The sequence below is a fragment of the Fimbriimonadia bacterium genome (assembly GCA_039961735.1).
GTDB lineage: Bacteria > Armatimonadota > Fimbriimonadia > Fimbriimonadales > JABRVX01 > JABRVX01.
Genome location: JABRVX010000020.1, coordinates 36,898 through 62,201 on the forward strand (window position 1 = coordinate 36,898; position 25,304 = coordinate 62,201).

A 25,304-nucleotide genomic window follows, 5' to 3' on the forward strand; every position below is an offset into this window, starting at 1 on the left:
CCTAGGGTAGAGAAGTGGTCGGTCACTTGATGCTGACCCGTAGCTCGCCGAGGTCGGGTCGCGTAGCGACCAACTTTTCATCTAGATACACGCTGAGCCCCTTGACGGAGCCTGCGTAATGCCCATCGGGATCGAAGACGATAGACAAGTCACGTCCATGGTAGCGCACCCGATCCAGCCGAAAGTACTTCAGCCCGCATGGGATGGGCTCGATGATCAGCGTATCCCCCTCCGAGGGTATTACACCTACCACATGGCGGACGATCAGGTCGTTGTAGGTGCTATGGAAGTAGTCATAGCACCCCCACCCAGCTCCCGTCTCACCATGGTAGTACTCCTGGATCATAGGTCGCTTCAGGTCGCCATCCTCGAAATGCAGCCGGATGAACCGCTCCAGGAAGCGACGGTACACGTCCGGGTCCAGCCACTCCGACGATGGGTACTCACGGATACCGTTAGCGATCGCATTCGCGATTAGGCTGTTCGCGTGCGGCCAGGTCGGCCCGTTCCACATGCAACCGGTGTGAACGCCCCCTTTGGCAGGCCACTGTTCTTGCGCGGGGGTGTAAGCGGGGCACTTCTTCGACACCGTCGCCAAAGGAAACGGGTTCCAGAAGTACTCCGGGTCGGCCAGGAACCGATATGCCCTGGAGAACTCCAGCGCCGGCGGCGCGAGCCCGAAAGCGAACGGATAGAACCCCACGATCTCCTGGCACTTGGCCTCTGCATCGTCATGCTCGCGAATCGCATAGAACCACGCATCCGCCGAGTTCCACAGTTTGGCCAGCGCGGCCTTCTGCATGTCTTGTGCGATGCGGTCCATCTCGAGCGCTTCGTCGGGCTTCCGCAATGCGCGGTAGGCATCCGCCGTCGCGCGCGTGTTGCCGTAGTGATAGGCTACTAAGTCCGCTCGCTCCAGCTTCGCCTCGGGCTTGGAGTTGTCATAGTCGTTGAAGTGGAAGAAGGCAGGCTGCCACTCCATGCCCGTGGGCCAGTGGCTGGGTGGTGAGCACAGCTTGTCCTTGTCCGAGTCGAACTCGACGAAGTGCCCGCGAACATCGGCTGCCATCGCATCCACCGTCTCTTCCAAGAACTTCCGGTCCGGATGAACCTGATAAGCACCCCACATAGAGAAGGGTATCCAGTTCGTGTACCACCCACCCACCCAGTTCGTCCGAACCGACTGGAACACGCCGTTCGAATTGGCGTTCTGCGTGTGATTGCGCGATTGTCCGAAGGCGTAGCGCGCATCTCGCAGCCACCGCACCTCGTCAATAATGTGCGGGCTGGAATAGGCGATTTGCGTGGGGTACCAACCTCCGTGCATGCCCTCGAAGAAGCAATCGTAGCGCAATCGTCCCGTGTTTGCCCGCGAAAGGCAGTGACGTGTAACGAACCACCGGTAGGCCCACAACTTCGTCATGTACGGATCGGAGCAGTCGAACGTGGGGCAGTTGTCGTCGAACCACTTCTGGTACTGCGCAACGTGCTTGGCCAAGGGATCGGCCATGGCGAGCCACGCCGCCAGCCGTTTCTCTGCTACGTCCTGTGTCTCGGCGACTGCACAGCCTATCACGATGCGTTGGGTCTCGCCAGGTTTGAGGCGCACCGTTCGCTCGAGGCTGTCGACACCGCCCATCGCGAGCCCTGTACCTCCGCCGACCGCTTCCGACGGGACGTCGTGGAACCGGTGCGACCCGACCAGACGGTCCTTCGAACCCTGTGCTGTGGCAGCCTCCAGGGATACGGCGACCACGACCGGCGCGATGGGTGTGCCACCGTCTTGCAACACGATGGACTGCAGCAGTTTGTCCTCCGCGACGGGGAAGGAGAGATTGCGCAACGGAGACCACCACATCGCTTCTCGACCAGTGAGGAATACTGGGAACGACGTGTTGGTGCCGTCGCCATAGCGCAGCACTATGGTCATGTCCGCGTTTCCGGCCACTCCGGCCTGATCGCTGCGCACGAATCCGCCGACTCCGCCGAGCAGGTGAACGGCTCTCGCACCCCGGCCCTCCGCTACCGGAATCTCCACGCGGTCCGGACGGCGTGGCCCCCTATCACCGCGCAACACGATGATCGCGCGGCCCGAAGTGTCCCAAGGTGCCAGAGTGTCATACTCCACGCTGCCGATACGCATCTTCCCAGGGATGTACTGAATCTGCTCGCTCTGCTCTTGTGAGTATGCGGTATGAGGGACATTGGACGGATCGAACAGCCCCTCCGTCAGGTAGAAGCCGTCGAAGTTCGTGTTATTGGCCGCCCGAGTGGATTGGAAGCGAATAGCGTGCACTCCCGCGGACATGGTGGGCAGCCTCGCACGAAGCCAATAGTAGTGCTCATCGATCTCACCCCACCCACCGGTCTGCGGCGGATCGAGAGTACCGACCTCTTTGCCGTCGAGCAGCACGCGCCACGACCCCTCCCTGGCGTCCCCAGGGGAGTCGTGTCTTGCTACCCTTACTAAAATGCTAGGCCTTCGGAGTGCAGGTGTAGCGAATGTGTACTGTACCCAGTGGTCGGCCTCTCCACCGAACCCACTGCCGAGCACGAGACCGCCAGAAGCGGATTCCTTGCGATCCTCGCCTCCGAAGCCTCGGATCGCCGAGTACGCCTCCGCTTCCTGCCACAGGCGGAAGTAGGTGTCCTCTCCAGTGAACAACTCGCCATTTGGGTACGGATCGGCGTTGGCCACGCTGCGAATGCTAACTGGGCGATACACCGCACCCATGCGTGCGACTTGCCCAGCGATACCGCTGCGCAACCGAACATCGAGCGACTTCGGCTCGGCGGAGGTATTGGTCACCTCGACAACGTCCAGGAACACGTCATCGTCCGTGATCATCTTCCTCTCGCGAATCTGCATGTCCGATGCCCCCCAGCGAGTCTCCACATGACTGGGCCGCCAGGTGGTCTTCCGGTCTGAGGGATACAGAACCTCACCACCGATAGACAGATCGAGTGCCAGCGGGTCGAGGAGCCTCGAGGAATGCACGTAGCAAAAGTGGCCGCGCATACCAGGGGCGGGAGCCAAACGCTCCGTGAAGAGCCGGCGACCCGTAGAGCCCAGCGTGCCATACCGGTCACCATCTCGCTCCAGAACGGAGTCTATGTTCATCGTGTGCTGTGGGGCCAGGGTCTGCAGCAAGCAGGCTATCACCGCTATCGTCATATCTTCTCCTCCACGCTCGCTTCTCGTCGCGTTCTCCTTGCCGCGGCGTACCGCTTGACGAGCTCGTCGACGACCACTCCCACGAGTATGACTGCGCCGATGACCGCGAACTCGAGTTGTGTCGCAATACCTAACACGTTGATCGCGTTGTAGAGCACGCGCAGAATCGCTGCGCCTATCACCACGCCCAGAATCGTGCCATCACCGCCCCGAAGACTGCAGCCACCTAGGACTGCGGCGGCGATCGCATACAACTCATAGAAGTTGCCGTGTCCCGCAGGTTGCACGGCGTTCACGTCCAGCGCGAAAAGTACTCCAGCAAACCCGGCGAGCAACGCAGACACCACGTACGCCAGCAAAATGAGCCGCCCCGTGTTGATGCCGCTGAACCGAGCGGCCTGCTCGTTCCGGCCGAGAGCTAACAAGTGTCTTCCGTATACGGAGCGATGCAGGAAGACTCCCGCGATGATGGCAATCGCCAGGAGCAGAAGGAACGGCATGGGAACTGCGACTACGTCACCCCCAGGACCGGGAAATGAGATTGGGGTCCCCTTCACCAGGTATTTGAGCTCCGTATGGCCGACCCCGAAACCTTGCGTCGCGTCCTTCGTCACGTAGCGCGCTGCACCGCGATAAATCAGCAGGCCGCAAAGAGTGACGATGAACGGTTGAAGCCGCATCTTCGTAACCAATAGGCCATGTGCTACCCCGATCAGCACGGAGAGTCCTAGGACTACCAGCAGGCCAACACCCACGGACACTCCCGACGCAAGCATCATCGCGAGCAGGGAACCTACCAGTCCGACGATCGAACCGACGGACAGGTCTATGCCCCCGGTGATGATCACCATGGCTTCGCCGATGCTGAGGATGCCGAATAGCCCCGTCCATCGCGCGATGTTGCCGATGTTGTATGCGCTCAGGAAGCGTGGGTCCAGGATGGATGTCAGCACAACCACCGCGACGAGCAGAGCGAGAATGCCTCGAACCTTCTTCACGTCGCTCGACCTCCGGTAGCCAGTGACATGATCGCTTCTTCGGTGATCGACTCGCCCTGCAGTTCGCCCGCGATTGTCCCCTCGTGCATAACTACCACTCGATCACACACACCTATCAGCTCCTGCATCTCGCTCGAGATCATCAGAGTCGCCACGCCAGAAACGGCCAGTCGCTCGATGAGTCGATAGATCTCCTCCTTCGCACCGACGTCAACGCCGCGCGTGGGTTCGTCGAGCAGCAGCGCCTTCGGTTGCAGGACCAGCCACTTCGCCAGTACCACCTTCTGCTGATTGCCACCAGAGAGGTACTGCGTCTCTTGTTCGATGCTGGGGGTGCGGATGTCCAGTTCGCGTACCATGCGCTCAGCGAGCTCAGTCTCTATCGAGGTGCGAACCAGACCGGCTCGTTGCCACCTACGCAGCCCGGCGAGGGTCACGTTCTCCCTGACCGCCATCTCCAGGATCAGGCCTTGAGACTTTCGATCCTCCGGCACGAGGGCGAGCCCGGCCCTGATTGATTGGAAGGGAGAGTGGCCGTGCAGGACCATGTCATCCACGCGAACCGTCCCGGCTGCCACGGGGTCTATGCCGAAGATCGCTCGGGCCAGCTCCGTCCGACCCGCTCCGACGAGGCCCGCCACTCCGACTACCTCGCCCGCACACACGCTCAACGAAAGGGCGGGACCTGGTCTGGTCTGCAGTCGAAGGCCATCTACCTCAAGCACGGGTCGACTCGTACCGTGAGAGGTACGCCCGTAGAATTGGGATATATCACGCCCGACCATTAGGCGTACCATGTTTTCGTGGGTGATGTCGGTGCCTGTCAGTTCGCCTGCATTGCGCCCATCGCGCAGAACGACGACCCGATCGGCAACACGCGTGACTTCTCGCAGTCGGTGCGAGATGTAGATGACACTAACACCCTGACCGCGCAGGTCGGCGATCACCGCGAACAGCCGCTCGGTCTCCGTCTCTGTCAGACTGCTGGTCGGCTCATCCATGATGAGGATGCGTGCATCGGTGGACAGCGCCTTCGCAATCTCTACCATCTGCTGTTTGCCTATGGGCAGATCGGAGACGGTGGCCTCGGGTGAGCAATCGAGCCCGAGTCGATCCAGTAGCGCGCAAGTCTGCACTGCCATCCGCCTACGATCCGCAATGCCGAGGCGGCGCGGCTCGCGTCCAAGGAACACGTTGCCCGCAACGTCCAAGTTGTCGGCGAGGTTCAGCTCTTGATGGATCAGTGCGATGCCCAATGCCGTCGCTTCGCTTACACTACCGATCGCCACCGGCTGTCCGTCCAATAGGATGGCTCCCGAGTCGGCCGGTTGTTCGCCCGCCAGGATCTTCATCAATGTGCTCTTGCCCGCGCCGTTCTCACCGATTACGGCGAGTACCTCTCCGTGACCCAGCTTCAAGGACACGTCCGACAGGGCCACCACGCCGGGAAATCGTTTGGTGATCTTGCAGACCTCGAGTAGCGGAGGAGACTCGGGAGTCACAGAAGCAGTCGCTACCCTCCGAGAGCCTTCACTTCGTCGGGTATTGGGGCACCCTTAAGCTCGTCAATAATGCCTTGCCTCCGCTCCTTGGCATTCTGCGCGTCAATCCTTCCGACGAAAAGCATGATCTTTCCTCCGTTGGGCAATACCTCTTTGATCAGCTTGCCCGCCTCGCGGCCTGCCAAGTAGTTATGGGTCCCTATGTAGCACAGGCGATTGCTCTTGGGTGCGTCACTGTCGTGACAAATCACGTTCATCACTTCGCACGCGCGGTTGATCATCTCCACCTGGTTCTCCGGATCGTTCGGGCTGATGGCCATGCCACTGACACGCTTCGCGATCAGCGCCTCGACCATCCGCTGCTGGTCCGCAACACCTTCGGCGGGGGTGAGAAACTCCACGCCGATGCCAAGCTCTGCCTCCGCTTTCCGAACGCCCGCATGCGCGATCTTCCAGAAGTCCGAGGGGTTGTTGGTGACGAAGGCGAGCTTGATCTTCCCGTCGCCCGGCGGAGCAGGCCTATCCGCTTCCGCGCGCAGCTTCTTCAGGTTGTCCCGGAAGGCCTGAGCGTTGTCCTTTCGGATCACCTGCACCGGCACGATGATGTTCTTGCTCGGTGGAATGACCGACTTGTCACCCTGTGCCAGGGCCGCAAGTACCTTGACCGACCGATAACCAAACTCGAACGGCTGCTGCACCACGGTCGCGTGGATGTGCCCGTCCAGCACGCCCTGCAGCGTGTCGTCCTCTTCGTCGAAGCACACGATGGGCACCTTGCCACCGAGCCCAGCGTCTTTGACCGCCGAAAGGATCGCAGGCCCGTTGTAGCTCCATAGCCCGACCAAGCAGCCGATGTCCTTGTGGCTGGCCAGCGTGTCTTCCACGTTCTGCTTTGCCCGGGCACGGTCGGTGAGGTCCGTGCGTGTCCCCAGAATGGTGATGTTGCCGGCTTGGATCACCTGCATCGCGTCGTCTTGGTCGCCGCCCGGTTGCTGAGTCGTGCCCGTGTCGCCTGCCGGCTTTGCACACCCAGCGCCGATGGCGATAACGAGCACCAGAAGCCCAAACCACGAAATCCTTCTCATCCGTGCACACTCCTTCGCCGGCGCACTGACGTCGCTGCGCCGACCTCTCGATTCGCCGGCCCGCTATTTGGGTCCTTGCGCGTGCGGGGCAAACCGGTCCGGCAGTTAGGGGCTACAATTGTCGTCATGACAGGTCTCATCGAGCGCCGCGTGTTCCCAGTTCTGTTCCTGCTGCTCGCGTTCACACTCCAGGGCTTGGCGCAAGCCACCGCAGCCGGTTTCGTGTTCCACGATCGCAATGGCAACGGCAGGCGCGATGCAGGCGAGGAGGGCCTCGCAGGCATCGTCGTATCCAACCAGCGCGAAGTGGTGAAAACGGACAGGAGCGGGGCTTGGAAGCTCCCGGCTGCCGACGACACCACGTTTTTCGTCGTCAAGCCGAGCGGCTGGGCTACCCCTACCGACGAGAACGGAGTGCCGCGCTTCTACTACACGCACAAGCCGAACGGCTCCACGAAGTCTCGCTACCCAGGCGTGTCACCGACAGGCCCTCTCCCGCGCTCGATAGACTTCCCCCTGCGTCCTCGCAAGGAGAGCGACCAATTCAAGGTGATTCTGTTTGCTGATACACAACCACTCTCCGAGACTGAAGTAGGATACGTGGCGAACGACGTGGTAGCGGAACTGGTCGGCACGGATGCGGCGTTCGGAGTGACACTCGGAGACATCGTCTTCGATAGGCTGAATCTTCTTACGCCCGTCGTTCAGGCCATAGGGCGAGTCGGCATTCCATGGTACTACGTCATCGGCAATCACGACACGAACCAGGATGCCAACGAGGACAAGTACTCGGACGAGACGTTCGAGCGGCTATTCGGCCCTAATTACTATTCCTTCGACTATGGTCGCACGCACTTCTTGGTTCTGGATGACATTAACTGGGTGGGGTCGCAGAACGGGTACTACAAGGCCGGGCTCGGGGCTGAGCAGGTCGCCTGGATCGAGCGAGACCTTGCGATGGTGCCCAAAGACCGAGTCGTCGTGGTGCTTATGCACATCCCGATCACTTCACTGCCTGAAGCGGAGCGCATCCAACTCTTCCGAGTGCTTCAGGAGAGACCCAAGGTATGGTCATTCTCAGGACATGAGCACTATGCCGAGCACCGTTTCATCGGCGAGAGCCTAGGATGGCGAGGCAAAGAACCCCATCACCACGTCGTGTGCGCCACGGTGTCGGGTTCCTGGTGGAGCGGCGTTCCAGACATCACCGGCATCCCGCACACGACGATGCGAGACGGCGCACCCAATGGCTATTCGATCCTGCACGTCGCCAGAGATAGCGTCTCCCTCGATTTCAAGGCGGCGCGGCGCCCCGCAGCCTACCAAATGCACATCCAACTTCCAGAAAGCGTGGCGCTGGCCGATGCGGCAGGTACGAACGTGTACGTCAACGTGTTCAACGGCTCCGAGCGCTGCGTGGTGGAGATGCGATGCGGCGGTGGGGAGTGGGTCAAGCTGGAGAAGGCCCTGTTGGAGGACCCCGCTTACGTTGCCGCTGTCGAGGCCGAGGCGGCGATTCAGGGCCTGACGTTCAAGAAACTGCCGCGTCCAATGAAGTCCCCGCACCTGTGGGTAGGGAAGCTGCCTGCGGGCCTGAAGAGGGGTATGAACTTCGTGGACGTGCGGGTCACGAACGTGTACGGGCGGCGCTACGAAGCTACCCGAGCAATCCGCCTCGACTAACCGGCATCTCGGGAGAATCCTGGGCGCTACCAAGCGTATTTGCTTGACAGGAAGCGAGCAAATCGCTACAATCCCTTCTAGGATTACCGGGGCGGCGTCGCCCGCCTCGGCCGACGAGGTACGGCCTATCTTTCCGACCCGCTCAGCAAGCGGGTACCGACCTACGGCCTTAGCACGACTAAGTATTCGAACACAGATTCGACTGCGTTGCGTAAGCCGGATTGCATCACGGCCCGGCAGAAGCGACCTGCGAACTGATAATCGAATCGTGGCTCATCCGGCGCAGGGGATGGCTCCGGGCTTGTCAACTAGGTGTGGAGGAGATGATGGCCTACGAACGATGGCTGCAGGACCAGCTGGCGCACATAGACCCGCAAGGGGATCGCGCCCTATACTATTGCAGCAGCCGAGGTTATTTCGTTGCACCGATTCCTAAGAACGGAAAAGGAGCGGTCTTTGGAGACCAAGCGGTGGTGGTCCTGAAACTCGATCGCGAGGCGCGGCTTGCAATGCTGATGGACGAGGTTGCTAGCTACGCCGCGCGAGGCCGCGATTGGCTCGGCAAGGAGGAGTGCGAGCCGGATCGTTGGGCCAGCCAGTACTCGCATTTCCAAGCTCGCATCGCGCGTGCCATCGGGCGTGCGATGGAGAACCATCGGCGGCAGTCCGAGTTGCCCAAGGAGGCGATTGCTTCCGTGGTTGCCCGGCCCAAACCCTCTTCGGCTGCATCGAAGAGCGCCGCCTGAGGAGATCTGTCTGAAGTTTGGGGCGGCACCATGCCGCCCTTCGTTGTTTGTGAGCCCCGGCTCCCCGTGCGTCTGCGCAGACTGGAGACCTCGCGGCAGGCGTGTTGGGACACATCGTCCACACCTCTAGTCGGGCGCTGCAGCGCGGGAATCTCTCTGCGGATCTCTGCGGGCTCCGCGTGAGACTGACGGGGGGCTTGCTGCGACTGCCACCGGGCTTGGCCTCACCGTGTTACATGCCCTGGCCGGCGACGGCCCGCTGCAGCACCACCTCACCGTATGCTGCAGCTCCAAGAGCCCGGCCCATCGCCCGGCGGGACGAACGTTGGTTTGCAGCCCCGGCAGTTGTTCTCGGCCGTCGAGGGCGCCGGAACTACGAGGTCGCGACAAAACGTGGACGGTCCGGCGGGACGCCGGGATCACGGGGCTCGACATCTCCGGCGGCGCAGGGCCACCATGAGCACGCCGAACGCAGCTGCGGCGAGGCCACCCGGCTCCGGGAGGGGTATCCCAGGCACGACATGGTCCGACCAAACAAGCACCGCCAGGTAGCAGATCATAGGCACCGGAAGGGATCGCAGGCGGTCGAGGGGAACTTCGGAGCAGGTGCTGACGAACCTACTTCGAGGAGGTGGAGAGCATGTTTGCACTGATCGGAACCTTGGCTATTCTCGGTACCGTCGCTTCTTCAGGGGGGCCGACCGCAAAGATCAAGGTGCTGTTCCTCAGCGGCTGGACCATCCACGAACACGAGACCTTGCCGCCCGTGCTGCTCAGGGCGCTGAACGCAACGGGTGACTTCGAGGTGACGCTCTCTTCCGACAAGAGCCTCCTCGCGAAACTCTCGCCCTACGACGTCGTCCTCTTGTACACGACGGGCGGCGACCTTACCAAAGAGGAGGAGACGGGTCTCTGGAACTTCGTGGACAACGGCAAGGGCCTTGCGGGCATCCACAGCGCATCCGACTCCTTCAAGAACAGCGACAAGTTCTGGCAACTGCTTGGGGGGCGCTTCGTCAGCCACGGTGCCGGGACGTACAAGGTGAACATCAAGCGTGGCGGTCCTGTGCCCGAGATCGTCGCAGGCCTCGGGGACTTCACCATTACCGACGAGACGTACGTCAACGACATTCACAAGAAGTCCTTCATCCAGCCCCTGGCATACCGCGCCGAGGACAACGAGCCCGCGGCGTGGATCCAGCAGCAAGGGAAGGGCCGCGTGTTCTACACGAACCTGGGTCACGGGATGCCGGCATGGACCAACGAGTCTTTTCAAAAACTGGTCGTGAACGGGCTGTACTGGGTGGCAGGTCGCACGCCTTCACCGGGTGCCCTGGACAAGGTCGAGTGGGGATTCCGAGACCTGTTCAACGGGAAGGACCTCTCGAACTGGATCGTCCCGGGTGACCAGTGGCAGGCGAAGGACGGGGTGATCGACTGTAAAGGCGGCAGCGGCGGCTGGCTGATGAGCAAGGAGGAGTTCGAGGACTTCGAGTTTCGTTTCGAGTACCGAATCAGCAAAGGCGGCAACAGCGGCGCATCGTTTCGTGCAACTCTCGAGGGCAATCCGGCCTTCACCGGCCACGAAATCCAGATTCTGGATGACCACGGCCAACCACCGAGCAAGCACGGCACCGCTTCCCTCTACGATGCCATAGCCCCCACCATGAACCCGAGCAAGCCCGCGTGGGAATGGAACGAGGTGTTCATCAGGTGCGTGGGCCGTCAGCTCACCGTCACTCAGAACGGCCTGCGGGTGATGAACGTGAATCTGGATGACGCTGCGGTGAACCACCCGCTGGAAGAGAGCGTCAAGATGTGGAACCGGGCGAAGAAGGGCCACTTCGCGTTCCAGGACCACGGCTACCCGGTCCAGTTCCGCAACGTCCGCGTGCGGGTCCTCCCGTAGCACCGGCGTCCAGCCGGAGATTGCCTGGCCGTGACGGCTATATCACGTTCTGTCTGCCGCGCGAGCGAGGATTTCCGCCACTAACTCCTCGGTGTTCATGAACGGGTACTGCAAACGCCAGCGGCGGCCTGCGGGCAGGGTGATGCGGTCGCGTCCGTCCGAGAGCACGATGTTATCCTCGTTCCGCGTCACATCGAGCTGACCGCCCAGAGAGATCGCATGTGTGCCGAGCAATGAGCTCTCCACTACCTCCGTAGCCCCGACCCGAATCGTCAGCGACTGCTCGTGCAGCCTCGTCTGGACCGTCGGCGTCAGAAGAAGCGGGCACACACTGAGGGCCCACGCTGCGATCGCCACACCAAGCTGTCGAGCCTGTATCGCACGCCGCGCCAGCGGCAGCAGGCGCCAGATTGCAAAGGGCCACGCAGCACCGAGTGCGCAGACGGCTACCCAAAAGTATGTCGCCAGGTCCAGCGGAGCAAGTCGGAATACGTACTCATGCATTCCCAGAGCACTCTACGTTAGCAACGCCCGTGACGTCGGTAATCCTATGGCGGAGAGGGTGGGATTCGAACCCACGGAGGCCGAAAGACCTCACCGCATTTCGAGTGCGGCGCACTAGACCACTATGCGACCTCTCCGCGACTGTCCAACGTCGCAAGTCCCAAAGGGAAAGCGCCGCCGAGGAGCGACGCACTGGCGCCCCCGGAGGGAATCGAACCCCCGACGCCTTCCTTAGGACGGAAGCGCTCTATCCACTGAGCTACGGAGGCGCAACCGAGATGATACCCAATTCGCCTCGATCGCCCCGTCTGAGCAGCCGCCGAGCAGAGCTCCCACCGCACAAATGCGAGGATTACCCCTTAGTCCCGGTCCCGAGACCGATTCCTGTATCCGAGGCTTTCCTACCCGATACCGCAGGGGTATACTTGGCCTGGACGCGAACTACGGTTCGCCTCCGGGCTCACGTCGAGTTCCCGCATGGCGGGAAGCGGGGGACCCATTGATGGGGTGTATCCCGGCATAGCCGGGAAGGGTACTTCTGGCCCGAACCCGACAGCTAACCTCGCAGACGAAGCAGGAGAGCCTCGAGCCGACTACGGTCCCGAAGCTCCGTTAGATCGTCTCAGCTTCGTTCTCTCGACTCGACAAAGGGTCGGCGCAAAGGACGGTTGGTCGTGAGCGGTATCGTCTGCACAATCTCGGTCGGGGATGCGAAGTCAGTATCCAAGATGCTGTCGCGAATCCGGCATCGAGGGCCGGACGGTTCCAGCGTGCTCCAACAGGCTCGCATGATTATCGGCCAGCGCATCAGCTCGGTCCTGGACCGTCGTCGAACCGCGGCTCCTATCGTCAGTGCTGATGGCAAGCGAATGGTTGCTTTCACCGGGAGATTGTTCAACGGCGAGCAACTCCGGCGAAAACTAGGCAGCCCGTGGGAGACGGACAGTGACACCGAGACCCTCATCCGCCTCTTCGAGGTAAAGGGTGTGGACTGCGTGAACGAGCTGGACGGGCAGTTCGCCTTCGTCATGGCCGACGGCGAGCACTTCTTTGTCGCAAGGGACCCCATCGGCGTGAAGCCTTTATACTACGCTACTCGCGATGAGGGGCGCATCTTCGCGTCAGAACTCAAAGCGTTCGGCAAGATGTGCACCGACTTCCGAGAGTTCCCGCCCGGCTGTTACTTCCACTCGAAGCTCGGCACCGGCAGGTTCTATCAATTGCCCGTCCCACAGGGGCGCGACATGTCTATCGGCCAGGCCGCGCTTCGCATACGGTTGGAGGTCGAGACGGCTGTCGGCAAACGTGACTTCTCGGACCAGCCTGTCGGTGTGTTCCTCTCGGGCGGTCTCGATAGCTGCATCTTGGCGTGGGTAATGCGACAAGCCCACGGCAAGGTGGACACCTTCTCGGTCGGCATGAGAGGCAGCCACGTCTCGCGGGCCGCCACCGAAGCCGCCGAGGAACTGGATACCGATCACCGGCATCGGACGATTCGTTCTGACGAGGTGATCGAGGTACTGCCTAGGGTCATCTACCTGCTCGAGTCATTCGACGCGCAGACCGTTCGGTCGGCCGTCTGCAACCACTTCCTGGCCGAAGAGGCCTGTAAGCATGTCTCCTCCGTTCTGAGTGGTGACGGCGCTGACGAGATCTTCGGGGGCTATGAGCGCCTGAGGGAGTTGCCTCCCTCGGAGCGCAGCGTGGTGATGTGGCGCCTTACTTCCGGGCTCCACAATACCGTGCTCCAGAGGATGGACAGGATGACTGCGGCGCATGGGCTGGAGACGCGAGTGCCTTTCCTGGACCGACGGGTGGTCGCACTCGCGTTCTCCATCCCGGACTGGATGAAGGCAGGGGCGAACGGCGAGACCAAATGGATCCTGCGACATGCTTACGGTGACGTACTACCCAACCGCATTCTGCGCCAGCCGAGAGCGCCGATGGACGCTGCGGCTGGAGTGGCAGCAGTGCTGAAGGGCTATGCCGAGAAGGAGATCAGCGACCGAGAGTTCGACGAAGAACGGATGATCCCGTGGGCGGACCCGCTCCGAAACAAAGAAGAGGTGTTGTACTACAGGATTTGGCGTCGCAGCTTCGTGCCCGAGATGGCGAAGCTGGTGGGACGCACGATCGAGACTTGATCCTTCCCGTATAACCTCACGCATCGCGCCGCCGTGCCGGCACTCACGGCGGCGCGCTCTCATCCCCCCCATTGATGCTTCTGCCGCTTGCGGTGAAGGCTATTGGTGCCAGCACGACGGCGGTATCGGATGTCTACACCGCTCGCGGTGGAGACATGGCGGGATCAGAGCCGCGTCCGGCCGGTCGCGCGCAACAGACCAGACCACCGACGGATGATAGGCCCCTCGTTACTTGCTGCCCGCGGGAACACTGTCCGGACGGTCGCTTCCAGATGGACCGTGGGTATCCTGTCCACGAGTGCCGGGCCCCGGATCCGCCCATCAACACGATATGTGCCGCTGTGCGATTCGCTGTCGTAGTGTGGTCCTGCGCCGAACGCACCGGTACCAGTGGCCAGCGACCCGAACAGCGAACTCGGTTTTCCGGAAGGGGCAAGCCGAATCTGCAATCGAAGGCCATGTCCTGCCGGCACTAGCAAGACCGTGTCATGGCCACCAGACCATTCGAACTCGCCCTCGTAGGAGTACTCGCGAAAGGCGGTCAACGAGAAGTCCGCCCTCGCTAGGCCCGCAGCCGTCATCTCCGGCAGATCTCGAGTACCCACCGATTGCACGAACCAAAGCATGGAGATCGTGACTAGCACGGCGACCAAAACTGAAGCGATCAGGAAGGGAACGAGCAACCTAATGACCAAACCCCTCGGCGAAGAGCACTCCGGACCACCTTCTCGGCTGACTGTCTCGTGCACCCGGACGGGGCTTGCTCTCCGCCTCGATCCACACTGCTGGCACCCCATCAACAATGGCGGGTCCCTTCACCACTCCCGATAGCTTCTCGAACAGCGGAAAGCCAACGCTAGTAGCTGCCATTCCGGCCTGAAACCTGCCCGTTCCGCCATCCACCAGCCCGAGCAGGTTGACGGCTCCCTCACCTCGGCTCAGTAGGACGGTGATAGCAACGCGAGGTGTGCCGGCTTCGGGGAAGCTCACAGACATCCAGTCGGATGGGCCGCTTACTCCGCCAAGTGTCCCGCTGTAAACCCACCGCGGCGCAGCGGATGCCAAGAAGTGCAAGGCCGAAACTCCCTCTGCAGACGCCGAAGGAATGTCTCCCAGCATCCGGTGCATGATCAGCGATCGCAGCCCGAGGCCGACGGCTACAGCTACTACAGCAGTTGCCGCACTAAACACCAAGAACCCTTGTATCTTGCGGTTCACAGCGACTCCTGGACCACGAGGTGTCCCACCCAGCGGTTCGTCTCGTCATCGGCGGCTTCTGATATCGAAATGGGACTCGCTTCGAGGTACAAAGTGGGAACTCCGTTAACCAAAGCGGGGCCGGCGACTCGACCTTCGACTCTGCGGAACTTCGAGAACTGCGACGACGCCTGCTCGATGTACAGATGCAGATATCCCGTCCTCGGGTCCACCCATCCGGCGAAGGTTGGTGAGCCGGACCCGTCCGCCAGAGTCACCTCCAAGCGAACCGGCTGCGGAGACGTTAGTGTCTCGTCGGCAGTACGCACGCTGCGCTCCCCCGTAGCACAGCTTACTCGCACCCAGTGTTCCAGCTTGCCGGATTGGAGGAAGCCTACAAAGGAGTGTTCCGCCAACGCGCGAGTGTCGGCTGGGATCGACTTGAGCAGTCTGGTGCTGGTCTTCGGGAGGGCAGCCCAAGGGTGCCGGGAGAAGACGGCTATCCAGGCGAAAACCACCAGCATCGCAGTCAGTATGGTAGTGACGCCGAAAACCGCGTACCTCAACGCCTTTCCCTCCCACGATCGGCGTCGCCTCCCAGCGTCAGAGTGCAAGCGGCAACCATTGTGCTCAATACCGGTTCCTCGACAGCACAATGATCGCGTAGATGCCGGAACCCGCACCGATGATCTGGACCCAAGGGTTGTTGGTGATGCCGTGCACCCACGCCGGGTCGTACGGCTTTAAGAAGTAGCCCAGAACGTAGAGCCCCAGGCACGCGCCGGGCACCAAGGCGAGCAGCACCGGCCTGAGCCACCGTCGCAAGTTCCATCCAAAACCGACGTGGGTGCTGACCTCCGCCTCGTAGACCGAGTACGCGGCGGTAGCACGAACGAACGTGGCGCGGCACTCGGGGCAATCGGCCAGGTGCGCCTCGCGTCGCCCGCGTTCGACCGCTGTGCCCTCGCCTGCGATGTACTCTGCCATCTCATTGCTGCTCATGTGCTCGGTGGCGGCAACCTCCTGTCCCGCCGCGCGAATCAGATCCACGTCGACCTTCAGCCGCGCAACCGCGGCTTGGGCTTCCTCGGAACGCGTTAGGAGCAACGCCATTCGAGCGGCTTCCTCACGCGACATCTCGCCCGCAACGAGACGCTCCAGGTCGTCGAGCACGTCCTTCTTGCGGCGAAACAGACGCATGATCAGCCGGTCCTCTCTGCGTATTCGGTGATCAACTGCTCACACCGTATGTGGCCAGAAGATGCGGATAGGAATCGCCCAGGAGGCGCTCGAGTCTACGCAGGCCGTCGAACACCCGTTTCCTGCTGGTACCCACCGAGATACCCAACAGTCCCGCGATGTCGCTGTGGCTCAAAGCGTCGAAGAAGCGGAGGCTGATCGCAAGGCGTTGGCACTCCGGCAGCTTGCGCATGCACAGTCGCACTGCCGCGCGGTCCTCCGAAGACAACCCCGTGGGAACCGCGACATTCTCGGCCGCATCCAGAGGCTCCGCCCTCTCTATGTGCTTTCGTTCTTGCTCTCTGATGAGACGGAGCACACGGGTGGTGACGACGGAGAGGTATGCGGATAACGGACAACGTCCCTCCCAAGCGCACACCGCCTCCCAGCCATTGGCCGTGAGGCGTACCCATGCCTCCTGCTCCAGGTCGTCCGAGTCCATTATGCCCGCGGACCGCCCCGAGCACAGGTAGCGGACCAGGAACCCGAATCTCCGTACCATCTCGCCGCCTGCATCCGAATCTCCCAATCGAAGGCGGGCTACCAACTCGCTATCTGTCCAGTCGCGCGGGCGGTTGAAGACACGGTGCGGAGGATTAGGGTTAGTCCGGGTGACCACGGGGAAAGAACTCTCCGACCCTCTTCCTGCCGCCGAACTTCCAGTGGTGGGCGATAAGTTGCTGCGTAGTGCCCCGGCGGGGCCTATCGCTATGAATTTGAGCAAGACGCCAAACGGCGCGAGCGCGAGTTGCAGGCTATTCATTGCGGACTAGATGACTCACCGGAAGGCCGTTCACGTATTCCATTGTAACCTGATTTCGGCCGAATAATGCCGCTGCACTTGCTCGGTCTCGCAGGAGGCAGACCCGATTGCTGGAATTCACGAAACGGCACCGTGCCGATCGTACCATGGAGACTCGCCAAACCTCACGCTCCGTCTACACCCCGGATTCCGACGTCATGTACGTGAAGGGCGTCGGGCCGACCGTTGCCGAGAAACTGAACAAGCTGGGTATCCGCACCCTGCGCGACCTGCTGTACAACCTCCCGAAGCGTCACGAGGACCGTTCGCATTTCACGCGCATCATTGACGTTCAGCCGGGTACACCGGTCACTGTCAAGGGCCGCGTGGAGGGGGCCGAGAACCAGCGCGTGCGGTCTGGGATGACGCTGACGAAGGCTTATTTGGACGACGGAAGCGGTTACATCGGTCTCACCTTCTTCAACCAGCCGTACCTTCGCGACCGACTCGCAAGAATCAAGGGCGAGATCATCGTCTATGGCATACCGCAAGAGGGGAGATGGGGCCTCGAGTTCAACTCACCGGAGTGGGAGGAGGTGGACGCCGAAGGAGACCAACTAGGGGCGGGGCGGCTCGTGCCGATCTACGGCCTGACCGAAGGGCTTGCTCAGAAACGCCTGCGCACCATCATGCACAACGCCGTTACCCATCACGCGGGCGTACTGCCCGAGGTCCTGCCCGCGTCGGTGAGAAAGCGGCGCTCGCTCGCTCCGATAGCGTGGGCCATCCGGCAAGCCCACTTTCCTGATAGCGAGGAGCACTTCCAGCGGGCCAGGCGGCGTCTCGCTTTCGAGGAGTTCTTCTTCCTGCAGCTCGTCCTCGCACTACGCCGTGCCGAAGCCGCCCAGAGGACAGGCATCGCCTTCGACATACCGCCCGACTTCGTGAACCAGGTGAGGGGCTACATGCCCTTCGAACTCACTGCCGCACAAAAGCGGGTTATCGAGGAGATCTGCGCAGACATGCGGCGGCCCCGTCCGATGAATCGCCTCCTGCAGGGCGACGTCGGCTCCGGCAAGACAGCGGTCGCAGCGTGTGCCATCATCGCGGCAGCCCGGTGTGGCTACCAGTGCGCTCTTATGGCGCCGACAGAGATCCTGGCCGAGCAGCACGGAAGGCTCCTGCGGGACCTGTTGGCGCCAGCGGGAGTGAATGTCGAGCTCCTGGTGGGAAGACTGACTCCCAAGAAGAAGGAGGCGGCGCGCCAGCGGCTTGTCAAAGGTGAAGCGCACCTCGGGGTGGGTACTCATGCTCTGATCCAGGAAAGCGTCGAGTTCCGCAAACTCGGCCTAGTGATCATAGACGAGCAACACCGTTTCGGCGTGATGCAGCGCGCCGCACTAATACAAAAGGGCATCGCCGCCGACGTGCTCGTCATGACTGCGACCCCCATTCCACGGACGCTGACCATGACGCTGTATGGCGACCTTGCCGTGTCGGTGATCGACCAGCTGCCTCCCGGCCGTCGCCCTGTGAAGACGCACTGGAAACGGGTGGCAGAGCGGAGCGCTGTGTATGAAGGCGTGCGTCAACTCGTAGAGCAGGGGCGGCAGGCGTTCATCGTGTGCCCTCTGATCACCGAGTCCGAGCGCTTGCAAGTGCGTGCCGCGAAGGAGTTGTACGAGCGGCTGTCCACTACTGTCTTCCCGGATCTGCGCGTCGGCCTTCTGCACGGGCAGATGCGAGGCGAGGAGAAGGACAAGGTGATGACCAGCTTCCGCGACAAGGAGTTGGACATCCTCGTCGCGACCTCGGTCATCGAGGTGGGAGTGGATGTACCGAATGCAGGCGTGATGGTCATCGAAGATGCGCAGCGGTTCGGGCTCGCGCAGCTTCATCAGCTAAGAGGACGGGTTGGCCGCTCGTCGCAGCAGGCATACTGTGTTCTAATCGCGGATGCCACCGACAACACCACCGAAGAGCGCATGAGCATCATGACGCAGACCAACGACGGCTTCAGGATCGCCGAGGAGGACCTTCGTATCCGCGGCCCGGGCGAGATCTATGGAACCAAGCAAGCGGGATTACCCGACTTCCAGGTTGCCGACCTGGTGGCGGACAGAGCGATCCTAGAGGAAGCCCGGGACGAAGCCATCCGCCTGGTGGCGGATGGTGACTCGCCGGAGCTGCGCGAGGCCTCGGTGCACCTGACCGCAGCGCGCATGCGCTGGGGATTGGTGGAGGTGTCCTGATCATGGTGATGCGGTTACTCGTGGTGGGGCTCTTCACGATGAGCTGCCTGCTAGCCGCAACGGGCACGGATGCCCGCGTGCCGCTCGATCTGGGTGGCGGGGCCAGGCTGTCCATCGAGCGCGTGGAGACGATAGCTGGGACGTTGCTTTCCCCCGCCTCTGCCGCCCCAATGCCAGGCAAGCGAGAGTTCCGCTCCCTCGACGGCCGGCTCCATCTCACGCTCGAGGCCAAGCGAATCACCCCGGAGCAGTATGAACTCCGATATCAGGGCTCATACTTCATTCGCGTCTTCGTGTCGCTCAGTGCGCCCTCTTCGATCACGGGGCGCTGGGCTCCGTTCGCCTGCCGACTGCGACCCGGGCGCAACCCCGATGTGGTCATAACGGCATTGGGCCCGGCTACCACGCCGTTGACGAACGCCCTCTTCTGCCCGAGGTCGGACGTAGCAATCGAGTTGACTGGCAGCGCAACGGTGGGTGGTGGGCGACACGCCGATACCGATGCGCTCGTAGCAACGATGGACCCGTCACGCACCCGTCTCGTTGTAGACGTGCACCGCGACTGGATGCGCCGCACGCAGGGGGTGGAGCACTACGCTGCAATGGATTGGTCCCACTTCCAGGAGCCGCAGACGGGGTGGTGCAGTTGGTATCGCTACTACCTAGACATCTCCGAAGAGGAGATGCTTCGCAACGCGCGCTGGGCCGCCGAGCATCTGAAACCCTACGGACTGAAATGGATTCAGCTCGACGACGGCTTTCAGGATTACCCCAACGGTGGGGGCCGCGACTGGGCCACGCTCGACCCCAAGAAGTGGCCCCGCTCCATGTCCGAAATGTGTCGGGAGATACGAGCCCTGGGCCTTCTTCCTGGCCTCTGGCTAATCCCTCACACGCACTCGTCGGAAGCCTTCGTAGCGCAGCATCCAGACTGGTTCGTTCGCAACGAGCGCGGAGAGTACGTTGACCCTGGCTGGGCAGGAAAGTACCTGGTGGATGTCTCGCAACCGGCCGTTCTGAACTACTTCGCGGACTTGTTCCGTGGCTTCAACGATGCAGGCTTTCTCTACTACAAGATAGATGGCCAGCCCGTGGTGGCTGACCTGTATCGCGAGCACGCCGCGCGATTGGCCAGACCGGGTAGCCACCCCGACGAGCCGTATCGGATGTCGCTGGAAGTCATTCGCAAGGCCATAGGCAAGGAGCGGTTCCTACTCGGATGCTACGGCACCCCGCTGCAAGGGATCGGCTACATGGACGGCTGCCGCACCGGAGCCGACGTGGCGCCCGCGTGGCAAGGGTTCAGCCCGGCGTTGGATGCCACCATGCGCTGGTACTTCCTGCACGGGACGGCGTGGTGGTGTGACCCGGACTGTCTGCTGGTGGACGAACCGCTGACGCTACACCAAGCCCGTCTGTGGGCCACCCTGTATGCGATCACCGGCCAGCATCTCATGCTGAGTGAGAGGCTGTATGCCCTGACGCGTGAGCGCGTGGAGGTGGTGAAAGCGGTGCTGCCGGCGCATCGGGTCCGCCCCCTGGACCTTTTCCCCTATTCGAATAGGCCGCATATCTGGGACCTGAAAGTGGCCCATAACGGCTCACAGTACGACGTGGTCGCCGCATTCAACTGGGAAGCCGAGCCTTCCAAAGTAGTGGTTGACTTCGCCGATTTGGGGCTCGAAGCCGAGGCCTATCTCGCATACTCCTTTTGGGAGGATCGCCCGCTGGGGCCTGTGCGGCACGGGATCGTGTTCGACCTCCCACCAGGATCTTGCCGCGTTCTCGTGCTTCGCCCGCTGCGACAACAACCGGACGTGGTAGGCATCGGTCGCCACGTCGTGGGGGACATCTCTGCGCTCAGCGGTGTGCGATGGGACGCGGCTACCAATACGTTGTCCGGGACCGTACAAGTCGCTAAAGAGGGGGATCCCATCTCGATAGTCCTGTGGACCGACGGGCGACCCGTTCTGGCCAAGGAAGTTGCAGGCCGGCCCGCCGAAGACCTTCCCGCAACGCTAGGAATGGCCCGCCTCATCGTGCGCGGCAAGACGGGCGAACGAATACCGTGGCTCGTGCGCTTCGGTCCCCGGGAGGCCCCGCCTCCGCTGCAGCCCATCGAAAGACTCTCCGCCACTCCGGACGCCTTTGCCGTGACTCTTGCGTGGGCGGAGGGCACCGGCAAGGCATACTTGGTGCGCAACGGCGTGCTGCTGGGCATCGTCGAGGGGCGGGAGTTCGTGGATCGTGACGTGGAGCCGGACAGGCCGTATGAGTATCGGCTCTTCGTGCCCGACCCGCTGGACGGCCGGCTCACCGTGCTCGCCAGTGCCGTTACGACACGCACCAGACGCCCCAGTGATGCATGGGCCGACACGCTTCCATTCCGCGCGCTCCATCAGGGATGGGGAACGCCGCAACGAGGACGCTCGGTCACGGGTAAGCAGATATCCATCGCCGGGCAGACCTTCGCACGCGGTATCGGCACGCACGCCGAGTCCGAGCTGCGCTTCCGCCTATATCGTCTTTACTCTAAGTTCACGGCGCAAGTCGGGGTGGACGACGCGGCAGAAGGGAAGGGGACGGTGCAGTTCCTCGTGATCGCTGACGGCAAGACGCTGTTCGATTCGGGTGTGATGCGTGGCGGTGAAGCTGCCAAGCCTGTAGACCTGGATGTGTACGGCGTGGACGACCTTCGGCTCATCGTGCGGAACGGCGGCGATGGCATCGGCTTCGACCACGCGAACTGGGCGGACGCAAAGCTATGGGCGCAGTGACGGTTCGGCGAGCATCGCCTGGAGGATATCCAGCAGACACAGGGTGCCCACCATGCGCCCCTCGCTGACCACGGGCACGGTCTCCGTCGCTGCACCGAGCATGCGTAGCCCCGCGGCGGATGCCGGCTCACCAGGCTCCGCGCATACGGTCACCGGCGACATCCAGCCCGCGACGGGGTCCTCCGCGCGCGACGCAGCTCCTTCCGCAAGCGACGCCGGCGCACCCTCCAACGCGTGAAGCAGCACCTCCGATCGGCTCACGATCCCGACCACCCTCCGGTCGTCGTCCACCACGGGCAAAGCGGTCACCTGGTAGAGGTGGATCTTGTCGAGAGCGTCGCGCAGCACCGAGCCCGGGTGCAGTGTGGGCACGTGTACCCGCATCACCTGCTGCACGGTAAGAGGGGGATGCTCAGTCATCTTCGGCCTCGTTATACCTGCCATGGCGAAGGTACGATGGGCATATCATGAGCGAGTGGAAAGCGGCTATCATCGTCGGCACGGGCGCATCGGCTCTCGGCCTGGGTCACGCCGAGGACATCGCCGTTCCCACGCGATTCGGTGATGCGAAGCTCGCGCACGCCGATCTCGATGGCTCGCCGGTCCTGCTGCTGGCTCGCCACGGGGCCGGGCACCGAGTCCCTCCGCACCGAATCAACTATCGCGCCAACGCCGAAGCACTGCGCGTGCTCGGATGCGAGAGGTGCTTCGCCACTGCTGCTGTGGGCAGTCTCCGTGACGACTGGCCAGCACAAACAATCGCCGTTCCCCACGACCTGCTGGACCTCTCCGGTCGCAACCTCACCGTGCACGAGGACGAGGTGGTGCACACCGACTTCACTCACCCCTTCGACGAGGACCTACGCACGCGGTTGTTGGATGCCTGCCCGTCGGAGGCGAAGCGCGAAGCCGTGTACGTGAACGCGAACGGTCCGCGCTTCGAGAGCCCCGCCGAGGTTCGGATGATGCGCCTTCTGGGAGGCGACGTAGTCGGCATGACCGCAGGCACCGAGGCCATCGTCATGCGGGAGACCGGTATCCGCTACGCCCTGATCTGCGCTGTGACCAACCTCGCGTCTGGAGTCGGAACAGCTCCGGTGGACCATTCGCAGGTGTATCAGCAAATGAAGCAGTCCATGGGAGTGATTGCAGCAACCCTACGAGCCGCCATTTCGACCCTGTAGAGCTTTGCATTCCGGCGTCGGCGTCGGCTATCATAGGCGCAACCCATGAGCGACACCCGCCCTGCAGGCATTGCGGTCCTGGATTTCGGCGGTCAGTACACCCAACTCATCGCCCGGCGCGTTCGCGAGTGTCGCGTGTTCTCCGAGATCGTTCCCTTCTCCACGGCTCCATCAGGCATCCGAGAGCGAGGCGCACGGGGGGTGATTCTCTCCGGTGGCCCCGAGAGCGTGTACGCCCAGAATGCGCCGCGGCCCGACATGGGGATCTTCAGTGTCGGCGTCCCGGTCCTCGGTATCTGCTACGGCCACCAACTCATGGCGCACACGCTGGGCGGGGAAGTAAGTCCTTCAGAGCGTGAGTTCGGCGCCGCTGAACTGAGCGCAGCCCAATCGCGCCTTCTGCCAGAGGGCAAGCGCCGCGTGTGGATGAGCCACGGCGACCAGGTGCTGGCTGCCCCACAGGGGTTCGCCGTGACCGCTCAGACGCCCACCTGCCCGGTGGCGGCGATGGAGAACGTGGAGTCGAAGCTGTACGGAGTGCAGTTCCATCCAGAGGTCTCGCACACCGAGGGCGGGCAGGAGGTCATCCACCGCTTCGTGCTCGACGTGTGCGGCTGTGAGCCGAACTGGACGCCTGCGCGCTTGATTGACGAAGCCGTAGCAGAAATCAGAGAGAAGGTCGGCGCCGGACGAGCCGTCTGTGCAGTGAGTGGCGGAGTGGATTCGTGCGTGGTTGCCGCACTGGCCTCTCGCGCTCTGGACGACCGCCTCACCTGCATCTTCGTGGACCACGGTCTGATGCGCCTGAACGAGGCGGATGAGGTGGAAGCGGTCTTCCGCGAGCACTACGACTGCCGATTCCTTCGAGTGAACGCAGGCGAGCAGTTTCTGGGTGCGCTCGCCGGCGTGACCGAGCCCGAGCAGAAGCGCAAGATTATCGGCGCGGAGTTCATCCGCGTGTTCGAGCGGTTGGCACGCGAGGTGGGCGAGTGCGACTGGCTCATCCAGGGCACGCTGTATCCAGACGTCATCGAGAGCGGAAACCCTATGGCGGCCAAGATCAAGTCTCACCACAACGTGGGTGGTCTGCCCGAGTGGATGCGCATCGGCGTGATCGAGCCGGTGCGCTTGCTCTTCAAGGACGAGGTTAGGGAAGTGGGTCGCGAACTGGGCCTGCCAGATACGATTGTCGAGCGGCAGCCATTCCCAGGCCCTGGGCTTGCAGTGCGCATTCTGGGTGAGGTGACACCAGAGCGTGTGAGAACCTTGCAGCAGGCCGATGCCATCGTACGCGAGGAGCTGCGTGTGAGCGGTGTGTGGGACCAAGTGTGGCAGTCGTATGCGGCACTGCTCGACGTGCGCAGCGTGGGTGTGATGGGTGACACCCGAACCTACGAGAATCCAGTGGTAGTGCGTGCGGTCGCCAGCGAGGATGCGATGACCGCTGCCGCCGTCCGCGTGCCATGGGACGCGCTGGAGCGGATCGCCACCCGCATCGTGAACGAGGTGAAAGGGGTCAACCGGGTGTTGTATGACCTGACATCCAAGCCACCCGCGACCATCGAATGGGAATGAGCGTATTGGAGACCAAGCCGGGACTCGAAGTGCTGATATCGCAGGAACAGGTGCGCGCACGTGTGCGCGAGCTGGGAGCGGAGATATCGCGCGACTATGAAGGCAAAGAGTTGTTATTACTGGCAGTGCTGAAGGGTGCAGCCGTGTTTCTGGCCGACCTGCTTCGCGAGATAAGTGGTAGTGTCACCTATGACTTCATGGCGACATCGAGTTACGGCACGGATACTAAGTCCTCGGGTGTGGTGCGTCTTCTAAAGGACGTGGACAAAGGGCTTGCGGGGCGACACGTGCTAATCGTGGAGGATATCGTGGACACCGGACTGACGCTGTCCTACCTGCTGGAGGTGCTGTCGCAGCGCGAGCCGGCGTCCCTGCGAGTGTGCACGCTGCTCGACAAGCCCACCCGTCGGGTCCAGCCGGTCCAAATTGACTATTGTGGCTTCACCATCCCCGACCGCTTCGTGGTAGGCTACGGCCTCGACCACGACGAACAATACCGCAATCTCCCATTCGTCGGCGCACTGTCAGAGTAATCTTCCCCTTCTCCCTGGACTGTCACCCGATCAGTGGGCAACGTCCTCGACCGAAAGAA

The 25,304-nt window shown here is 62.3% G+C and carries 20 protein-coding genes and 2 tRNA genes; 9 read left to right on the forward strand and 13 right to left on the reverse strand.

Annotated elements, in window-relative coordinates; genetic code table 11:
* Positions 1 to 22: 22 nt before the first annotated feature.
* From HRF45_06750 to HRF45_06765, 4 genes are read right to left on the reverse strand one after another with little or no spacing between them, the layout of a single operon-like run.
* Positions 23 to 3,175, reverse strand: coding sequence for a hypothetical protein (locus HRF45_06750; protein ID MEP0766224.1), 3,153 nt, complete (start codon positions 3,173 to 3,175; stop codon positions 23 to 25).
* On the reverse strand, positions 3,172 to 4,173 hold the full coding sequence (locus HRF45_06755; protein ID MEP0766225.1) for an ABC transporter permease: 1,002 nt from the start codon (positions 4,171 to 4,173) through the stop codon (positions 3,172 to 3,174). The genes HRF45_06750 and HRF45_06755 overlap by 4 nt, the downstream gene beginning before the upstream one ends.
* Positions 4,170 to 5,675 carry a sugar ABC transporter ATP-binding protein gene (locus tag HRF45_06760; GenBank protein MEP0766226.1) on the reverse strand — a complete coding sequence of 502 codons (1,506 nt, stop codon included), beginning with the start codon at positions 5,673 to 5,675 and terminating at the stop codon, positions 4,170 to 4,172. Before HRF45_06760 ends, HRF45_06755 begins: the two co-directional genes overlap by 4 nt.
* Positions 5,676 to 5,686: 11 nt before the next feature.
* A complete protein-coding gene (locus HRF45_06765) occupies positions 5,687 to 6,760 on the reverse strand; it encodes a substrate-binding domain-containing protein (protein ID MEP0766227.1) in 1,074 nt (357 codons plus the stop codon).
* Between the two features lie 126 nt (positions 6,761 to 6,886).
* Between HRF45_06765 and HRF45_06770 the strand changes: the two genes are divergently transcribed.
* From HRF45_06770 to HRF45_06780, 3 genes are all read left to right on the forward strand, one after another.
* A complete protein-coding gene (locus HRF45_06770; GenBank protein ID MEP0766228.1) occupies positions 6,887 to 8,443 on the forward strand; it encodes a calcineurin-like phosphoesterase C-terminal domain-containing protein in 1,557 nt (518 codons plus the stop codon).
* Positions 8,444 to 8,766: 323 nt separating this feature from the next.
* Entirely contained in the window at positions 8,767 to 9,189 is a 423-nt protein-coding gene (locus HRF45_06775) for a hypothetical protein (GenBank protein MEP0766229.1), read from the forward strand.
* Positions 9,190 to 9,829: 640 nt separating this feature from the next.
* Complete coding sequence (locus tag HRF45_06780; GenBank protein ID MEP0766230.1) at positions 9,830 to 11,098, forward strand: DUF1080 domain-containing protein; 1,269 nt, start codon at positions 9,830 to 9,832, stop codon at positions 11,096 to 11,098.
* Between the two features lie 42 nt (positions 11,099 to 11,140).
* Here HRF45_06780 and HRF45_06785 read toward each other — a convergent pair whose 3' ends face one another.
* The 3 genes from HRF45_06785 to HRF45_06795 all read right to left on the reverse strand — a co-directional run bounded on the left by HRF45_06785 (position 11,141) and on the right by HRF45_06795 (position 11,871).
* The gene (locus tag HRF45_06785) at positions 11,141 to 11,602 is read right to left on the reverse strand and encodes a hypothetical protein (GenBank protein MEP0766231.1); all 462 of its coding nucleotides are present in this window, start codon (positions 11,600 to 11,602) and stop codon (positions 11,141 to 11,143) included.
* Positions 11,603 to 11,649: 47 nt separating this feature from the next.
* Positions 11,650 to 11,739 (reverse strand) — tRNA-Ser (locus tag HRF45_06790).
* Between the two features lie 56 nt (positions 11,740 to 11,795).
* A tRNA-Arg gene (locus tag HRF45_06795) sits at positions 11,796 to 11,871 on the reverse strand.
* A gap of 405 nt (positions 11,872 to 12,276) precedes the next feature.
* On the opposite strand from HRF45_06795, the gene HRF45_06800 reads away from it, so the two are divergent.
* Positions 12,277 to 13,746, forward strand: a complete 1,470-nt coding sequence (locus HRF45_06800; GenBank protein MEP0766232.1) for an asparagine synthetase B — start codon at positions 12,277 to 12,279, stop codon at positions 13,744 to 13,746.
* 164 nt (positions 13,747 to 13,910) lie between these two features.
* Here HRF45_06800 and HRF45_06805 read toward each other — a convergent pair whose 3' ends face one another.
* From HRF45_06805 to HRF45_06825, 5 genes are all read right to left on the reverse strand, one after another.
* Positions 13,911 to 14,441, reverse strand: a complete 531-nt coding sequence (locus HRF45_06805) for a hypothetical protein (protein MEP0766233.1) — start codon at positions 14,439 to 14,441, stop codon at positions 13,911 to 13,913.
* Positions 14,431 to 14,964: a hypothetical protein gene (locus HRF45_06810; GenBank protein ID MEP0766234.1), complete on the reverse strand. Its 534-nt coding sequence runs from the start codon at positions 14,962 to 14,964 to the stop codon at positions 14,431 to 14,433. The genes HRF45_06805 and HRF45_06810 overlap by 11 nt, the downstream gene beginning before the upstream one ends.
* Entirely contained in the window at positions 14,961 to 15,509 is a 549-nt protein-coding gene (locus tag HRF45_06815) for a hypothetical protein (GenBank protein ID MEP0766235.1), read from the reverse strand. The genes HRF45_06810 and HRF45_06815 overlap by 4 nt, the downstream gene beginning before the upstream one ends.
* A 64-nt stretch (positions 15,510 to 15,573) precedes the next feature.
* A complete protein-coding gene (locus HRF45_06820; GenBank protein ID MEP0766236.1) occupies positions 15,574 to 16,143 on the reverse strand; it encodes a hypothetical protein in 570 nt (189 codons plus the stop codon).
* A gap of 31 nt (positions 16,144 to 16,174) precedes the next feature.
* Positions 16,175 to 16,801, reverse strand: a complete 627-nt coding sequence (locus tag HRF45_06825) for a sigma-70 family RNA polymerase sigma factor (GenBank protein MEP0766237.1) — start codon at positions 16,799 to 16,801, stop codon at positions 16,175 to 16,177.
* Between the two features lie 251 nt (positions 16,802 to 17,052).
* Here HRF45_06825 and recG point away from each other — a divergent pair, with 251 nt between their 5' ends.
* Together recG and HRF45_06835 are read left to right on the forward strand one after the other, a co-directional pair.
* On the forward strand, positions 17,053 to 19,176 hold the full coding sequence (gene recG / locus HRF45_06830; GenBank protein MEP0766238.1) for an ATP-dependent DNA helicase RecG: 2,124 nt from the start codon (positions 17,053 to 17,055) through the stop codon (positions 19,174 to 19,176).
* Positions 19,177 to 19,178: 2 nt separating this feature from the next.
* Positions 19,179 to 21,953 (forward strand): NPCBM/NEW2 domain-containing protein, encoded by a 2,775-nt coding sequence (locus HRF45_06835; GenBank protein ID MEP0766239.1) that lies wholly within the window; start codon positions 19,179 to 19,181, stop codon positions 21,951 to 21,953.
* Here the strand turns inward: HRF45_06835 and HRF45_06840 are convergent.
* Positions 21,939 to 22,373 carry a CBS domain-containing protein gene (locus HRF45_06840; GenBank protein ID MEP0766240.1) on the reverse strand — a complete coding sequence of 145 codons (435 nt, stop codon included), beginning with the start codon at positions 22,371 to 22,373 and terminating at the stop codon, positions 21,939 to 21,941. The two genes, HRF45_06835 and HRF45_06840, sit on opposite strands and share 15 nt — an antisense overlap.
* 47 nt (positions 22,374 to 22,420) lie before the next feature.
* On the opposite strand from HRF45_06840, the gene HRF45_06845 reads away from it, so the two are divergent.
* Genes HRF45_06845 through hpt form a run of 3 tightly spaced genes read left to right on the forward strand, consistent with a single transcriptional unit; the run spans position 22,421 to position 25,245 of the window.
* Positions 22,421 to 23,137 (forward strand): MTAP family purine nucleoside phosphorylase, encoded by a 717-nt coding sequence (locus HRF45_06845; GenBank protein MEP0766241.1) that lies wholly within the window; start codon positions 22,421 to 22,423, stop codon positions 23,135 to 23,137.
* Positions 23,138 to 23,182: 45 nt separating this feature from the next.
* Positions 23,183 to 24,712 carry a glutamine-hydrolyzing GMP synthase gene (guaA, locus tag HRF45_06850; protein ID MEP0766242.1) on the forward strand — a complete coding sequence of 510 codons (1,530 nt, stop codon included), beginning with the start codon at positions 23,183 to 23,185 and terminating at the stop codon, positions 24,710 to 24,712.
* Positions 24,709 to 25,245 carry a hypoxanthine phosphoribosyltransferase gene (gene hpt / locus HRF45_06855; GenBank protein MEP0766243.1) on the forward strand — a complete coding sequence of 179 codons (537 nt, stop codon included), beginning with the start codon at positions 24,709 to 24,711 and terminating at the stop codon, positions 25,243 to 25,245. Before guaA ends, hpt begins: the two co-directional genes overlap by 4 nt.
* The last annotated feature ends 59 nt before the right edge of the window (positions 25,246 to 25,304 follow it).

What these genes read in the sequence shown, in the direction of transcription:
- HRF45_06840 (MEP0766240.1), bottom strand. Translation starts at nt 22,373, where the DNA reads ATGACTGAGCATCCCCCTCTTACCGTGCAGCAGGTGATGCGGGTACAC.
- HRF45_06750 (MEP0766224.1), bottom strand. Translation starts at nt 3,175, where the DNA reads ATGACGATAGCGGTGATAGCCTGCTTGCTGCAGACCCTGGCCCCACAG.
- HRF45_06835 (MEP0766239.1), top strand. Translation starts at nt 19,179, where the DNA reads ATGGTGATGCGGTTACTCGTGGTGGGGCTCTTCACGATGAGCTGCCTG.
- HRF45_06770 (MEP0766228.1), top strand. Translation starts at nt 6,887, where the DNA reads ATGACAGGTCTCATCGAGCGCCGCGTGTTCCCAGTTCTGTTCCTGCTG.
- HRF45_06765 (MEP0766227.1), bottom strand. Translation starts at nt 6,760, where the DNA reads ATGAGAAGGATTTCGTGGTTTGGGCTTCTGGTGCTCGTTATCGCCATC.
- HRF45_06820 (MEP0766236.1), bottom strand. Translation starts at nt 16,143, where the DNA reads ATGCGTCTGTTTCGCCGCAAGAAGGACGTGCTCGACGACCTGGAGCGT.
- HRF45_06785 (MEP0766231.1), bottom strand. Translation starts at nt 11,602, where the DNA reads ATGCATGAGTACGTATTCCGACTTGCTCCGCTGGACCTGGCGACATAC.
- HRF45_06775 (MEP0766229.1), top strand. Translation starts at nt 8,767, where the DNA reads ATGATGGCCTACGAACGATGGCTGCAGGACCAGCTGGCGCACATAGAC.
- guaA (MEP0766242.1), top strand. Translation starts at nt 23,183, where the DNA reads ATGAGCGACACCCGCCCTGCAGGCATTGCGGTCCTGGATTTCGGCGGT.
- HRF45_06780 (MEP0766230.1), top strand. Translation starts at nt 9,830, where the DNA reads ATGTTTGCACTGATCGGAACCTTGGCTATTCTCGGTACCGTCGCTTCT.
- hpt (MEP0766243.1), top strand. Translation starts at nt 24,709, where the DNA reads ATGAGCGTATTGGAGACCAAGCCGGGACTCGAAGTGCTGATATCGCAG.
- HRF45_06845 (MEP0766241.1), top strand. Translation starts at nt 22,421, where the DNA reads ATGAGCGAGTGGAAAGCGGCTATCATCGTCGGCACGGGCGCATCGGCT.